The 14,275-nt window shown below is 69.5% G+C and carries 12 protein-coding genes; 9 read left to right on the top strand and 3 right to left on the bottom strand.

Annotated features, from left to right (window positions below):
- Positions 1–491: 491 nt before the first annotated feature.
- The 3 genes from ACOHWE_RS17220 to ACOHWE_RS17210 all read left to right on the top strand — a co-directional run bounded on the left by ACOHWE_RS17220 (position 492) and on the right by ACOHWE_RS17210 (position 4,742).
- Complete coding sequence (locus ACOHWE_RS17220) at positions 492–1,577, top strand: helix-turn-helix transcriptional regulator (protein WP_420667966.1); 1,086 nt, start codon at positions 492–494, stop codon at positions 1,575–1,577.
- Positions 1,574–2,230 carry a hypothetical protein gene (locus tag ACOHWE_RS17215; RefSeq protein WP_420667965.1) on the top strand — a complete coding sequence of 219 codons (657 nt, stop codon included), beginning with the start codon at positions 1,574–1,576 and terminating at the stop codon, positions 2,228–2,230. Before ACOHWE_RS17220 ends, ACOHWE_RS17215 begins: the two co-directional genes overlap by 4 nt.
- A gap of 181 nt (positions 2,231–2,411) precedes the next feature.
- Positions 2,412–4,742, top strand: coding sequence for a calcium-binding protein (locus tag ACOHWE_RS17210; protein WP_420667964.1), 2,331 nt, complete (start codon positions 2,412–2,414; stop codon positions 4,740–4,742).
- Positions 4,743–4,793: 51 nt separating this feature from the next.
- Here the strand turns inward: ACOHWE_RS17210 and ACOHWE_RS17205 are convergent, their stop codons facing one another.
- A complete protein-coding gene (locus tag ACOHWE_RS17205; RefSeq protein ID WP_420667963.1) occupies positions 4,794–4,961 on the bottom strand; it encodes a hypothetical protein in 168 nt (55 codons plus the stop codon).
- Here ACOHWE_RS17205 and ACOHWE_RS17200 point away from each other — a divergent pair.
- The 3 genes from ACOHWE_RS17200 (at position 4,960) to ACOHWE_RS17190 (ending at position 8,678) form a co-directional block, all read left to right on the top strand.
- Positions 4,960–6,660 (top strand): type I secretion system permease/ATPase, encoded by a 1,701-nt coding sequence (locus ACOHWE_RS17200; protein WP_420667962.1) that lies wholly within the window; start codon positions 4,960–4,962, stop codon positions 6,658–6,660. The two genes, ACOHWE_RS17205 and ACOHWE_RS17200, sit on opposite strands and share 2 nt — an antisense overlap.
- Positions 6,657–8,078, top strand: a complete 1,422-nt coding sequence (locus tag ACOHWE_RS17195; protein ID WP_420667961.1) for an HlyD family type I secretion periplasmic adaptor subunit — start codon at positions 6,657–6,659, stop codon at positions 8,076–8,078. The genes ACOHWE_RS17200 and ACOHWE_RS17195 overlap by 4 nt, the downstream gene beginning before the upstream one ends.
- 387 nt (positions 8,079–8,465) lie before the next feature.
- Positions 8,466–8,678, top strand: coding sequence for a hypothetical protein (locus ACOHWE_RS17190; protein WP_420667960.1), 213 nt, complete (start codon positions 8,466–8,468; stop codon positions 8,676–8,678).
- A 350-nt stretch (positions 8,679–9,028) separates the two neighbouring features.
- Here ACOHWE_RS17190 and ACOHWE_RS17185 read toward each other — a convergent pair whose 3' ends face one another.
- Positions 9,029–10,051 carry a replication initiator protein A gene (locus tag ACOHWE_RS17185; protein ID WP_420667959.1) on the bottom strand — a complete coding sequence of 341 codons (1,023 nt, stop codon included), beginning with the start codon at positions 10,049–10,051 and terminating at the stop codon, positions 9,029–9,031.
- Positions 10,052–10,199: 148 nt separating this feature from the next.
- Positions 10,200–10,418, bottom strand: coding sequence for a hypothetical protein (locus ACOHWE_RS17180; protein WP_420667958.1), 219 nt, complete (start codon positions 10,416–10,418; stop codon positions 10,200–10,202).
- Positions 10,419–10,524: 106 nt separating this feature from the next.
- On the opposite strand from ACOHWE_RS17180, the gene ACOHWE_RS17175 reads away from it, so the two are divergent.
- The 3 genes from ACOHWE_RS17175 to yghX all read left to right on the top strand — a co-directional run bounded on the left by ACOHWE_RS17175 (position 10,525) and on the right by yghX (position 14,255).
- The gene (locus ACOHWE_RS17175) at positions 10,525–11,940 is read left to right on the top strand and encodes an AAA family ATPase (RefSeq protein ID WP_420667957.1); all 1,416 of its coding nucleotides are present in this window, start codon (positions 10,525–10,527) and stop codon (positions 11,938–11,940) included.
- 74 nt (positions 11,941–12,014) lie between these two features.
- Positions 12,015–13,169, top strand: a complete 1,155-nt coding sequence (locus ACOHWE_RS17170; protein ID WP_420667956.1) for a ParB/RepB/Spo0J family partition protein — start codon at positions 12,015–12,017, stop codon at positions 13,167–13,169.
- Between the two features lie 171 nt (positions 13,170–13,340).
- Entirely contained in the window at positions 13,341–14,255 is a 915-nt protein-coding gene (gene yghX / locus ACOHWE_RS17165) for a YghX family hydrolase (protein ID WP_420667955.1), read from the top strand.
- Positions 14,256–14,275 lie beyond the last annotated feature (20 nt).

Below are 14,275 nucleotides of genomic sequence, written 5' to 3'. Positions count from 1 at the left end.
CCCCGCAATCCTGGGGCAAGGGCCTTGGGCCTGGCAGCGGCGGTTGGGTGTCAGACACTTCTGATGCGCACTGCTGAACCTAAAGCCTAGCGAATCCGCCCATACTTGTTAAGCAGCTTCCCCGTTCCGGCCTGCCCTTTCCGGCTGCCGGCCCCGGCCGCAGGCCGCCCGGCCCAGCCTAGCTGCTGTTTTGCAAGCATTAACTTACCATAAAATGTGCTACGCCGGATTGTATCCAGGTCCGAAACGCAGTGTTTCCAATCATTATCTTACAATTTTAAGAAAAGCTGTTTCGCGTTAAACGCAACCACAGGTTTTACGATTCGGCGCCCCCTGCCCCTCCCGCTTACGCCGATGGTGGTAAGGCGGCGCGCGCCGGCCCCGCCTCCGCGCCGCCGCGCCGCCTTTGGCGTACCCCCTCTGCCCGATTTGCCGCGCCCTGCGCCGTGCTACCTTGAAGGGCATTCATTGCGATATGCCGGGGGGCAATAATGGTTATGTTGGGCACGTCCGCCAGTCAGGCGGGCCGGTTACTATTCTCTCAGTCTCTTCAACGGCAAATCTCCTCTCTGAGCGCCAGCGCGCTGGTCCAGACCGGCAGCCGCCAGGCCCCGGTCCTCACCATTTCCGACAGCGCCCGCGGCGGCGCCGGGGCGGACCCGCGCCAGGCCAAGCTGCTGCGGCGCCAGCTGCGCCCCGGCGCGGCCTGCGGCCTGCGGCAGCGGCGGCGCCAGGGGGCGGCGGCGGCGCAGCTCGCCGCCTGCCTGCCAAAGGATCTGCAGCAGGAGTTCCTCGGGCAGGCAGGCTGGACGCTGTTCTCCTGCGCCTTCGAGGACGGCAGCGAGGACCTGATCGCCCTGAAGCTCGAGGGCGGCCCGCATGACGCCCATTGCGGCGACATCCTGCAGGCGATCTGGCCGGTGCTGCGCGAGGACGCCCTGCGCGAGCTCACCGGCGACACCCAGGCGGCGGTGACCAGCGCGCTTTTGTGGACGATCTCCGAGAAGACCGACAGCGCGGTGCTGGTGCTCTCGGCCGAGGGCGCGCTGCTGCATTGCAACGGCAGCGGCCGCGACGTGCTGAAGAGCGGCCACCTGCTGCAGGAGCGCGGCGGCCGGCTTGCCTGCGCCAGCCCCGGCGAGACCGCGGGCTTCTACGCCGCCGTCGCGGAATGCGCCCGCAGCCGCCGCGGCCGCCGCTCCCGGCCCGAACGCCCCCGCGAGCTGATCCTGTTCCTCGAGGACCGCGAAAGCGGCATGCGGCTGCCGGTGTCGCTGACCCGCTACCGCTGTGCCGGCGCCGATACGCCGCTGGTGGTGGTGATCCTGCCGCGCCAGCCCGACCGCACGCGGATCGAGATGCTGGCCCAGAAAATGGGGCTGTCGCCCGCCGAGGCGCGGGTGGCGGCGCTGATCCAGCTCGGCCTCTCCAACCGCGAGGCGGCGCATATCGCGGGCCTCAAGGAGCAGACCTTCAACACCTACGCCAAGCGGGTGTTGGCCAAGCTGCAGTCGGCGGGCCGCGCCGAGATGGCGCAGCGGCTGACCTGGCAGGCCTCGCTGGGGAGGGCGTCATGAACAAGCTGACGCTCGATGCCCCGGTGCAGGGCCCGCCCGCCCCGGCCGGCCGCCCCGGCGCGGCCGCGGCTGCGCGGCCAGCCCCCAAACCGGCCCCCAAACCCGCCCCCAAACCGGCCCCGGGCCGCCGGGAGGCGGGGAACCCGCGGGACAGCCGCGGCGCCCCGGGCCAAGCGGCGCAGCCGCCGCGGCTGAGCGCCGCGGTGCTGGCGCAGATCGCCAATGCGCTGCGCCAGGGCGGGCCGGACGCGCCGCCGCTGGCGGCGCAGGCCGATCTGGTGGCGCTGCACAAGCGCATTGCGGAGATGTTCACCACCCTCAACGAAGGCCTCGGCGCCCAGGCGGCGCAGAAGGCCGCCGCCGACCGCGAAGCACTCAGCGCCCGCATCGACCAGCTCGAGGCGGCGGTGGACCGGATGGAAGGCGCGCTCCGGATCGAGTTCGAGCCGGTGCTGAAGGCAGCCCTGGCGGAGGCGCTGGCCGCGGCCGCGCCGAAGCCGCGCCGCCGCTGGCGGGGGGGGCCGGCGGCGGCGCTTCTGACGGCAGTGGCGCTCGCCGCGCTCGCCGCCGGCGCCTGGGGGCACGCCCCCCTGCAGCAGGCGGCGCAAACCGCGGTGCAAAGCCTGGGCGGCTGGCTGGGAAGCGGAGGCTAAAGCGCTGATTTTGTCCCCATTTGGGGGCAGCGCGGCGCCCGGATCTGCGCTGCAATACGACCAGAAGGCATGACGACGCCTTTTGCGCCAGCCGCCTCAGGCGGCCGCGGCGCCGGCGGGGGCCTCACCCGGGCAGCAGGGGCTGCCCCGCCCCGAACAGTTAACGAGGAGGAAGTTTACCATGGGTAAAAAAGACCAGAACCCCGATTGGGAGGTCTGCGATCCGACCTGCGATATCCGCTACAGCGATAACAAGTTTGATCCGGACTACAACGACGGCACCACCGAATGGGGCGGCACCGACGGCAACGTGATCGATCTCAACGACCACGACGCCGGCGACAATGCCTCGGCCGGCCACGGCGATGACGCCATCTACGGCAACGAGCGCAACAACCGCCTCGACGGCGAAGAGGGCCAGGATTACATCGAGGGCCAGAACGGCCATGACGATATCCGCGGCGGCTCCGGCGACGACTACCTGTTCGGCGGCAACGCCGACGGCATCGGCAACCCGGCCGATCCCCGCGATGACGGCGACGACTGGATCGACGGCGGAGCCGGCTGCGATTACATCGACGGCGAAACCGGCGATGACACCCTCTTGGGCGGCAAGCACGGCGACAGCGTGTTCGGCGGCGACGGCGATGACCACATCTTCGGCGACGATGCCGACGGCGACTACAGCTATGCCGACGGCGACCGCGGCGACTACCTCTATGGCGAGCTCGGCGACGACTGCATGGACGGTGAAGGCGGCGACGACTGGATGTGGGGCGACATGGGCCAGTCCGGCGAGACCCGCTATGACGGCGACGACACCATGTACGGCCGCGACGGCAACGACCGCATGAACGGCCAGGGCGGCAACGACCGCATGGCAGGCGGCCTCGGCGACGACCTGGTGATCGGCGGCTCCGGCGACGACGAGATGTTCGGCGACGAGCGCCAGTCGCAGAACGACGACCTCGATTTCGGCGCCGACAGCGGCACCGGCAACAAGACCGAGCAGGTCGACGGCGACGACTGCATGCTGGGCGGTGACGGCAACGACACCATGGACGGCCAGGGCGGCAACGACACCATGTTCGGTGAAGACGACGACGACCTGATGCAGGGCGGCCGCGGCGACGACCTGATGGATGGCGGCGCCGGCCGCGACGACGTCAACGGCGGCGCCGGCCTCGACACCCTGCGCGGCGGCTCCAACAACGACGTGCTGGAAGGCGGCGCCCAGGGCGACCTGATCTTCGGCGACCACGGCGCCGTGCGGGGCTACAACATCGACTGGGACTGCTGCGACGGCGATGATGATGCAGAGGCCGCTGCCAAGAATGGCGTGAACGGGCTGAAGGAAGTCGACTGCCCGGACTGCGAAACGCCCTTCGATGACGGCCCGGAAGGCAATGACCGCATCCGCGGCGGCTCCGGCAACGACACCATGTTCGGCGAAGGCGGCGATGACGTGATCGTCAGCGGCCGCGGCGACGACCTGGGCTATGGCGGCGAAGGCAATGACCGTCTCTTCGGCAACCTCGGCAATGACACGCTGTTCGGCGAAAACGGCGACGACTGCGTGAATGGCGATGACGGCGACGACGTGCTGTTCGGCGGCAACGGCGACGACACCGTGAAAGGCGGCAACGGCGACGACACCATGTTCGGTGAAAGCGACGACGACCGCATGCTGGGCGGTGACGGCGACGACTACATGGAGGGCAACAACGGCCACGACTACATGGAAGGCGGCCAGGGCAACGACGTCATGAAAGGCGGCTCCGGCCAGGACACCATGAAGGGCAACGCCGGCGATGACTTCCTGGACGGCGAAAGCGGCAATGACCTGCAGAAGGGCAACCGTGGCGAAGACGTGCTCGAAGGCGGCATCGGCAATGACACGCTCTTCGGCAACAGCGGCAACGACTGCCTCTATGGCGAGGAGGGCGACGACCGCCTGGATGGCGGCCAGCACCACGACTTCCTGGATGGCGGGGCCGGCAATGACATGCTCTTCGGCGGCCGCGGCAACGACTTCCTGAAAGGCGGCGAAGGCAACGACTGGCTGACCGGCGGGGACGGCAAGGATGTCTTCATCATCGACCTGACCTGGGACGGCATGTCGTTCAGCTCCACCGACGGCAGCGACGATATCAAGGACTTCGATATCGACCAGGACCACGACGTGCTGCTGTTCCGTGTCACCAATGTCGGCGGCGGCCTCGGCACCTCGGCGCAGGATGCCTTTGCGGCGCTCGACGGCGGCGGCGCCACGGTCACCGACAACGGCTCCAAAACCACCATCGATGTGGGCGGCGCGACGGTGAAGCTGCTCGGCCTGACCGGCCGCGAGGCGCCGTTCACCTCGCTCGGCCAGGACGCCATCCCGATCGGCGGCGTCGGCATCAACGCGGTGTCCACCGGCGATGCGGGCTCCTACGAGGCGATCCGGGTGATCACATCCGACAGCGGCTTCGATGACAGCTTCGACAACGTCTGGGGCCACGCGATCTGAGCCATAGGAACGGCGGGCCCGGGGGCAGCCCCGGGCCCGTCCAGCCCTGGTTCAGGACAGCGATTTGGTCCCCGGCCAAGGATTGCCTCCTTGGACCAGGGCGCTGGACTCCAGATTCATCACTTCACCATCGTGCAGCCGGGGGGCTACGACAATGAAGGTAAGACGGGTATTTGACGGCCAGAGGGGGGTGATCGCCGCAATTTTCACGGCGAGCATGTTTGTCAACCTCCTGGTGCTGACAGCGCCGCTTTATATGCTGCAACTGTTTGCCCGGGTCATGGCCTCGGGCAGCATTCCCACATTGATTGCTCTGACCGCCGGCGCAGCCATTGCGCTGGCGTTTTTCTTTCTCTTCGACATGCTCCGCCAGCGCCTGGTGGCGCGGCTCGGCGCCCGCATCGAGGCGCGGCTGAGCCCGGCGGTGCTGGAAGGGCTGATCAGCGGCCCGCCCGCCCTGCGCGGCGGCGAGCCGATCCGCGACGTGCAGGAGCTGCGCGGCTTTGTCACCAGCCCGCTGTTCATCGCGCTCATCGACGCGCCCTGGGCGCTCCTGTTCCTGGCGCTGATCTTCCTGTTCAGCCCGGTGCTGGGGGTGGTGGCGCTGGTCGGGCTCACGCTGCTGTTCGGGCTGGGCCTGCTGAGCGAGCTGCTGGCGCGGGAGCCGATGGACGAGGCCGGCACCCGGGCCGCCGAGACCAATGCCGCGGTGGAGGAGATGCTGCTGAACGCAGGCCTGATCCGCGCCATGGGCAAGACAAGGGCGCAGATCGGGCGCTGGCAGCTGAAGGCGTTTTCGGCGCTCCTGTTCAACACCGCCGCCACCGACCGCACCGCGCTGATCTCCTCGCTCGCCAAGGCGCTGCGCATGGGGCTGCAGATCGCGGTGCTGGGCGTCGGCGTGGTGCTGGTGATCAACAGCCAGCTGACGCCGGGGCTGATGATCGCCTCCTCGATCCTGCTGGGCCGCGCCGCGGCGCCGGTGGAACAGTCGATCGCGGGCTGGCGCGGTTTCCTGAAGGCGCGCGCCGCGCACGGGCGGCTCAATGCCTTCCTGGCCCGGCTCGGGGAGACGCCCGAGCGCATCGCCCTGCCCGCCCCCGAAGGCCGGCTCTCGGTGGAGGGCGCCAGCGTGCTGCTGCCCGGCCGCCCCGAGCCGCTGCTCTTGGACATCACCCTGCAGCTGAAGCCGGGCCAGTCGCTGGGGCTGATCGGCCCCTCGGGGGCCGGCAAGACCACCTTCGCCCATGCGCTCGCGGGGCTGCTGCCGCTGGCGCGCGGCCATATCCGCATCGACGATGCCGCGCTCACCGACTGGGATCCGGAGCAGATCGGCCAGCACATCGGCTTCCTGCCGCAGCGGGTCGAGCTGTTCCGCGGCACCGTGGCGGAAAACATCGCGCTGATGGACCCCGATGCCAAACCCTCCGAGGTGGTGGCGGCGGCAAAACTGGCGCAGGTGCACGAGATGATCCTCGGCCTGCCCGGCGGCTACAACGCCGAAGCGGGCCCGCGCGGCGAGTATCTCTCCGCCGGCCAGCGCCAGCGCATCGGCCTGGCGCGCGCCTTCTTCGGCAGCCGCAAGCTGATCGTGCTGGACGAGCCCAACGCCAATCTCGACCCCGAGGGCGAAGAGGCGCTGGCCCGCGCCATCGACGCCGCCTGCAGCCGCGGCGCGGTGGTGGTGGCGGTGACCCACAGGCTCAGCCTGCTGCGCCGGGTCAGCCATGCGGCGCTGCTGCAGGAGGGCCGGCTGATGCGCTTCGGCGAGGCCCGCCAGGTGATCCAGGCGGCGCTGCCCGGCAGCGCCGCCGCCCACGGCGATCCCAAGATCGCGCCCTTCCGCCACCGCGGCGCCCGGACCGGAGACGGCGCCGGGAGCGGAAACGCGGCCGCCCGGAAAGGAGCCCAGGCATGACATTGCAGGAACATGATCCCGGGGCCCCGGCGTCCCAGCCCCCTGAAACGCCCTCCCGGCAGAGCGGCTTCCGCGACCTGATGCCCGCCGCGGCAGGCCCCGGCGTGGCGCTGCCCGCGCGGCCGCCGGAACGGGTGCGGCGGCTGGTGCTCTGGCTGGTGGTCTGCGGCTTCGGCCTGTTCGGCGGGCTGGTGGTCTGGGCCGCGCGCGCCGAGCTGACCAGCGCGGTGGTGGCGGGCGGCGCCTTCAACGTGGCGGGCGACCGGCTGGCGGTGCAGCATCTGGAGGGCGGCATCCTGCGCGAAATCAACGTCACCGAGGGCGCCCGGGTCGCCGAGGGCGCGGTGATCGCCCGGCTCGACGGCCGCCGCACCGCAGCGCAGCTGGCGATCCTGAACGGCCAGCTCGCCAGCCTTCTGGCGCAGCAGGCCCGGCTCGAGGCCGAGCTCGCCGGGGCCGCGCAGATGCGGATCCCGGCCGAGCTGGACGCGCTGACCGCCGCGGCGCCGGAACTGGCGCAGCTGGTGGCGGTGCAGCGCGATGTCTTTGCCTCCAACCAGGCGCTGCATGACGGCCAGATCGAGATCATCCGCGGCCGCATCAGCCAGCTCCGCGACCAGCTCGCGGGCCGCGCCGCCCGCATCCGCGCCACCGAAGAGCAGCTGGCGCTGGTGCAGGACGACCTCGCAAGCCTCACCGCGCTGTTCGAAAAGGGGCTGGTGCCGAAGACCCGCATCAGCGACCGGCGGATGCAGGAAAGCAGCCTTCTCGGCACGCTCGGCGCGCTGGAAAGCGACAGCGGCAACGTGCTCGAGCGCATCGGCGAGATGGAAGAGCGGCTGCTGCAGGCGGGCCGCGACCGCTCCGCCCGCATCGCCGCCGAAAGCCAGCAGGTGCAGGAAGCGCTCCTCGACCTGCGCCAGCGCATCGGCGCCATCCTCGACGTGCAGGAGCGGCTGGCGATCCGGGCGCCGCGCAGCGGCCGGGTGGTGGGGCTCAGCGTGAACACGCTGGGCCAGGTGCTGGAGCCCGGCCAGACGGTGCTCGAGCTGATGCCCGAGGGCACCGGGCTGATCCTGGAAACCCGGGTGCCGGTGGCCGATATCGACGAGGTCTCCGAGGGCAGCCGGGCGCGGGTGCAGCTCACCGCCTACAGCTTCCGCTCCACCCCGCCGGTCAAGGGCGAGGTGGTGATGGTGGCGGCGGGCAGCAGCGTGGATCCGCAGACCGGCCAGTCCTATTACCCGGTGCACATCCGCATCGATGACAGCGAGCTGGCGGCGCTGCCCAACGTGAAGACGCTGCCCGGCATGCCCGCCCAGGCGATGATCGAGACCGGCCGCCAGACCGTGGCCGATTACATCATCGGCCCGGTGCTGGCGGGCATGTCCCAGGCCCTGAAGGAGGGCCGCGGATAGAAGGCTTGAAGGAGGGCCGCGGCCAAGGGGGGATGGCCGCAGCCCGGCCCGGGCCCGCTCCAGCCGTGAACGGCCGGGGCGGGCCTGTTGGTATGCGCCCCCGCAGCTTTATGCCCGGCCCGGCCGGGGGTTTCCCGTCCCCCTGCCTCCGGCGCGGCGCTTTTCCCTGAATCCCCGCCTCCGGCCGCTCTCCGCGCGGACAGCCCGCCTGACCGGCCGAAGCAGCGCCCCTGCCTTCCGCACCGCCCGGCTATCCTTTTGATCAGGCGCGCCGGTCCGGAGCCGTTGCTATAAAGAAGACAGACAAGAGAACACGCAGACAAGAAGACAAGAAGACAGACAAAAAGACAGACCAGCCCCCAGCATCAGCCGAAGGAGAAACGTATCATGGCCTTTATCAGCGCAGTTTCCGGAGCCGCCGCCGCAGCCGCAGCCGCCACCGCCAGCTACTTTCTCCTCGCAGTGCCGCTGATCGCCCTGGTGGTGATCTACCCGCTGGTGGGCGAGCTGGTCAGCCGCGCCGTGCAATGGGCGCTCGACCGCAACGCCGCGGCAGGCCCCGGCCACGCCCCCCGCCTGCCCTGCCCCTACTTCGGCTGACCCGGCCGCCCTCGAAGCCGCCCCGCAGCAGCCCCTCCCGCCGAAGGCTCCCCGCCCAAGCCATCCTGCCAGACGCTCCCCAGCCTCTACCCGTCCTTCGCCCCTCTCCGGATCCCTCCCCCGGGTGCCCGGTCCGGCCCGCCGCCTCTTGCCCCCTTGGGCGGCCCGGCCGGACCGGCAAAAGGACCGCAGCGGACCCAATGTTTCGCGCGCGAAACATTGGGTCAACAATACTTACCTGAATTCAGAGAATCCCGGAACAGGCTCTAACAAGGGTCTTTCGCATCAATGCCCGCGCCGCGCTCAGGTTCTGACCCGAACCCCGCCGCTGCAGCCGGCCGCCGCACCCGCTATCCCGCGGCGCGCTTCCTGACCCAGCCGAGAAACGCCGCATCTGCCTGGCGCAGCCGCGGGCTGCCCGAGCGCAGCCACATCGCGCGCCATTCCGCCTCCAGCGCATAGGCATCGGCGCCGGGCATCAGGGCACGGGCGCGCTCCAGCGTCTCCGGCCGCAGCACCGGCAGGTTCAGCGCCGCATGTCCCCCGCCCGCCTCGGCCACCGCGTGTTTCTGCGAGAAGCGGATCAGATCGCCCGGCAGCTCCTCCATCGCGTAGCCCGGCAGCGGCTGCGCCGCGATCATGTCGCGCAGCATCTTGCGGAACACCCGCCGCGGGCTGGCGGAGCCGGATTTCTTCAAGAGCGTCTCGACCGAGATCTGCCAGCCCTCCTGGCGGCCGCAATGCTTGCGGGCGAGCTCGTAGATGCGCCGCTCCAGCGGTTTGCGCAGCCGGAAGTAATCGCGGCTGAGCGTCAGCACCGATTTCGACAGCACCGCGCGGTACAGCCATTCGGAAAGCGTCACCGCCACGCTGACCATGCGGCCGCCGCGGGCTTTCCGCACGATCTCCCAGCTCTCGATCAGCCCGAAACCGGTGGTGACCTCTTTTCCGCCGGTCACGATATTGGTGGTGATGCGGGTGCCCGCGAGCCGCTCGAAAGCCTCGCGCAACCGGCGGTAGGCATCGCCCGAGGTCTCGCGGTTGGTGGCGACCAGCAGATCATGCGCGGTCAGATGCAGCGTCCGGCTCACCTGGCGGCCGGCATTCAGCGCCGCCATCAGCTGGCTGATGCAGAAGATCAGGATGTCCTTGTCGTGGATCGTCGCCAGCCCCTTCACGCTCGGCGTGACGGTGATCTCGGCGCCATTGTGCTGGTAGCTGAGGATGCGCCGGTCCGGCCTTGTCGCGAGCGAGAACAGCGGATGCTCCATCGAGGCGAGGTCGTTCTTGGGGATCGCCCCGAAGATATCGCAGAGGAAGAAATCCCCCTGCCCCTCGGGAGGGATGCCCCCCGCCGTCAGCTCTGCCGCCATCTGCCTGCCCGTATCCTGCGCCGCGCGCCGCCGGATTTCTGTGGCTCCAGTCGACTCGGGCTTATCGTGGTTTTGATTACACTCACCCTAAAGTTATCCCCAGCGCCGCACAACGGGGGTTCGGAATCGCCGCTTCGGGGGTTCAGAGTCATTTGATCGGGGTTTCAGATTCACTGGCACGGAAAAGACGCAGCCCATCGCCAAGGAAAAAAGGGCTTTGCCGCCCCCGGTCCGCCCCTGTAACTAATAAATAACTCATAATTAACAGAGCAGAAAATTTTTCAGCGCTCTGGAGCCCGCCTTTCCGCCCCCCGCAACTGCTGGATTTGCTTAGAAAAAGCAGGCGATGTGCGCTTAATTCTTCCATGTGCTGCGTTTTTTGCTATTCTGCCCGAAACGCCGCACATCGAGGCGGGGCAAACAGTTTCAACAGGCCGGGCCGCAAGGACCGGAACAGCAGCGGGCAGATCCTCATGGCCAGAGATATCCTCAGGAAAGACCCCTCGAAGGGCAGCGGCAGCCTGCCGCCTTATTTCAACATCGACCCCGACGCGGCGCTTGCCGAACTGGGTTCCCCCGCCGACACCCAGGGCTTTGCCGCCATCGCCGAGGCCTGCGCCCGCGGCCGCGCCGATCTCGCCAGCCGCGGCCTCAACGAGGATGGGCGCAAAAGCTTGCGGCTGTTTTCCACCTGGGAGATCACCCGCTACCTGATCCCGGTGGCCCAGGCGCATTTCCGCCGGGTGCTGAAGGCCAACCCCGATCTGCCCCAGGGCCGTTCGGAGACCGAGGGCGGCGCCAAGTGGTTCACCCTGGACGAGGTGCTGCGCCTGCGCGCGCATTTCGCGGCGCAAGGATCGAAGGCCAAGGACTACCGCCCCTACCGCCCCGAAGGGCTGCCCGCCAAGATGGTGGCGGTGGCCAACTTCAAGGGCGGCGTCGGCAAGACGTCTACAGCTGCGCATCTGGCGATGTCGGCCGCGCTCGACGGCTACCGGGTGCTGGTGATCGACCTGGACTCCCAAGGATCCATGACCTCGATCTTCGGCGGCAAGGTCGAAGACGAATGGCAGACCGCCTTCCCGCTGCTCGCCCGCCACTACGGCACCCACCTCAGGCTGGAGAACCAGCGGCGGCTCGACCGCGGCGACCCACCCCAGCCGCTCGACGCCGCGCTCGATGCAGCGATGGAGATGACCGCGGCGGACGTGATCCAGAACACCCACTGGCCCAACATCGACCTGATCGGCGCCCAGCTGAACCTCTACTGGGCGGAGTTCCAGATCCCGGTCTGGCGCATGGCGGCGCGCTCGTGGAAGCTGTGGGATGCGCTCACCGAGCGGCTGGAGGCCGATGGGGTGCTGGAGCAGTACGACGTGATCTTCATCGACACGCCGCCGGCGCTTGGCTACCTGACCATCAACGGGCTCTCCGCCGCCGACATCCTGCTGGTGCCGATGGGCGCGTCTTTCCTGGAGTTCGACTCCACCGGCCGCTTCTTCGACATGCTGCATTCCACCTTTGCCTCGATCGAGGAAGGCGAGAACCTCGCCGCGCGCGCGCTCGGCCGCCCGGGGCTGGCGTTTGAATGGGACGCGGTGCGCACCGTCATCACCCGCTACGACAGCGCCCAGCAGGGCGAGCTGGCGGCGCTGATGCAGGCCTACATGGGGCCGGTGCTCTCCCCCCACAAGCAGGACTACACCGCCCTCATCGGCCAGGCGGGCGAGCAGGTCTCGGGCATCTACGAGGCCGATTACCGCGACTTCAACCGCGAGACCTACGCCCGCGGCCGCGAGACCTTCGACGAGACCTATGCCGCCTTCAAGCGGCTGCTGCTCGGGGTCTGGCGGCGCGAGGAGCTGCAGGAGCAGCGCGCGGCCGAGTAACGCGCAGGCAAGCCCGCTGCCGCAGTCTCGCGGCGGCCGGGCAGATGTGACGACAGGACAGGACGGACCCGAACATGGCAAAACGCAAACGGCTCACCCCGGCGCAGACCGGTTTTCTCGCAGCAGCGCCCGACCCCGGCCCCCTTGCCCCGGGCGTGCCCGGCAGCCGCAGCGCGGGCCTTGGCGCAGGCGCGGCGCCGATTGCCCAGGTGGCGTCCGAGGCCTCGGCCCAGGCCGCGCTCGAGGAGCTGAGCAGCGAGATGGAGCGCGCCCGCGCCCGCGGGCTGATGATCGCCGAGCTGCCGCTCTCCGCCATCGACGAAAGCCACCTGGTGCGCGACCGCATCGAGCAGGACGAGGGCGAGCTCGCCGCCCTGATGGCGTCGCTCAGCGCCCGCGGCCAGCAGACCCCGGCCGAGGTGGTGCCGCTGGAGGAGCCCGCGGGCGGCATGACCCACGGGCTGATCTCCGGCTGGCGCCGCCTCACCGCGCTGCGGCGCCTTTATGAGGAGACGGGCGATCCCCGCTTTGCCACCCTGAAGGCGCTGGTGATCCGGCCCGAAAGCGCCCAGGACGCCTACCTCGCGATGGTCGAGGAAAACGAGATCCGGGTGAACCTTTCCCATTATGAGCGCGCCCGCATCGCCGTGCGCGCCTGCAAGGAAGGGGTCTTCACCAGCCGCAAGTACGCGCTGCAGGGTCTGTTCGGCAACGCGACCCGGGCCCGGCGCTCGAAGATCGGCAGCTTCATCACCGTGGTCGAGGCGCTGGACGCGGTGCTGTTCTTCCCCACCGCGATCAGCGAGAAGCTGGGCCTGGCGCTGGCCCGGCTGATCGAGGCGGATGCGGGCTTTGCCGCCCGCGCCCGCGCCGCGCTGCAGGCCGCCCCCCGCCCCGATGCGGAGGCCGAGCTGGCACTGCTGAACCAGCTGGCGGAGGGTGAAGAACAGGCTCAAAAGCCCGTATTAGAGCCTGATACCGCCTCCCCTGCCCCCGAACCGGCCCCCGAGCCGACTCCGAAACCCGTATCTGAGCCGCCGCTCAGCCGCCCGCGGGTGCGCGGCACCAACGATTGGGACGCCGCCCAGCCGGGCGAGCGCATCGCGCTTTCCGCCCCCAAGGGTCTGAGCGCGGGCTATGTTCCCGGCGAGCAGCGCATCGAGATCCGCGGCGAGGGCGTCAACGCCGCCTTGGTGGAGGCGCTGCAGGACTGGCTGAAGCGGCTCTGAGCCGCACCAAACGCAGGGTCTTTGCAAAGGGGGGGCACGGCAGCCCCCCTTTTTCATGCGCGCTCCGGGGGCAAACCGGCGGTCCGGAAACGGCCCGTGCAGGACCGGGAATGCCAATGGCCGGGCCGCAGGCGCGGGCTACCTCTGGAGGACCTCACAGGGAGACGCATCATGCACGGACAGACGCCGCCGCGCCGCCTCACGGCCGCCGATTTCGACCAGGAACTCCTCGACCTCTACGACTACTACGCGCACGGAAAGATCTCGAAACGCGAGTTTCTCGACCGCGCCGGGAAATGGGCCGCCGGCGGGCTGACCGCCGCTGCGATCCTCGGGATGCTGGCGCCGGACTACGCCCTGGCCCGGCAGGTCGCGGAGGACGATCCCGCTATCCAGGGCGAGGAGATCACCTATCCAAGCCCGCAGGGCACCGGCGATATCCGCGCCTATCTGGTCCGGCCCGCGCAGGCTGACCCGGAGCGCCCGCCGGGGGCGGTGCTGGTGGTGCATGAGAACCGCGGGCTCAACCCTTACATCCGCGACGTGGTGCGGCGCCTCGCAAAGGCGGGGTTCGTGGCGATGGGCCCCGACGGGCTGTCCTCCCTGGGCGGCTACCCGGGCAGCGACGATGAAGGGCGGGAGATGCAGCGCAGCCTGGACCAGGAGGCCCTCCTGAACGACTTCTTCGCGGGCTTCGAGTACCTGCAGGCGCTTGGCGGCACCAACGGCAAGGTCGGCGCGACGGGGTTCTGCTATGGCGGCGGCGTGGTGAACAAGCTGGCCGTGGCCTATCCCGGAATGGCCGCGGGGGTGCCGTTCTACGGCGCCGCCCCCGACAGCGCGCAGGTGGCCCGGATCGAGGCACCGCTGCTGATCCAGCTCGCGGCGCTCGACCAGCGGATCAATGCGATGTGGCCCGCGTTCCAGAAAGCGCTGGAGGAACACGACAAGAGATATGAGGCATATATCTACCCCGGCGTGAACCACGGCTTCCATAATGACACCACACCGCGGTACGACCAGGCGGCCGCCGCGCTCTCCGAAGAGCGCATGGTGGCGTGGTTCCACACCTACCTCGCAGGCTGAGGCACGGCGCTGCCGGCGGC

Source organism: Cribrihabitans neustonicus (genome assembly GCF_048820895.1).
In the GTDB taxonomy this organism is placed as follows: Bacteria; Pseudomonadota; Alphaproteobacteria; order Rhodobacterales; family Rhodobacteraceae; genus Cribrihabitans_A; species Cribrihabitans_A neustonicus.
The sequence above is the reverse complement of the archived record's forward strand: the minus strand, read 5'-3'. Positions and strand labels throughout refer to the sequence as shown.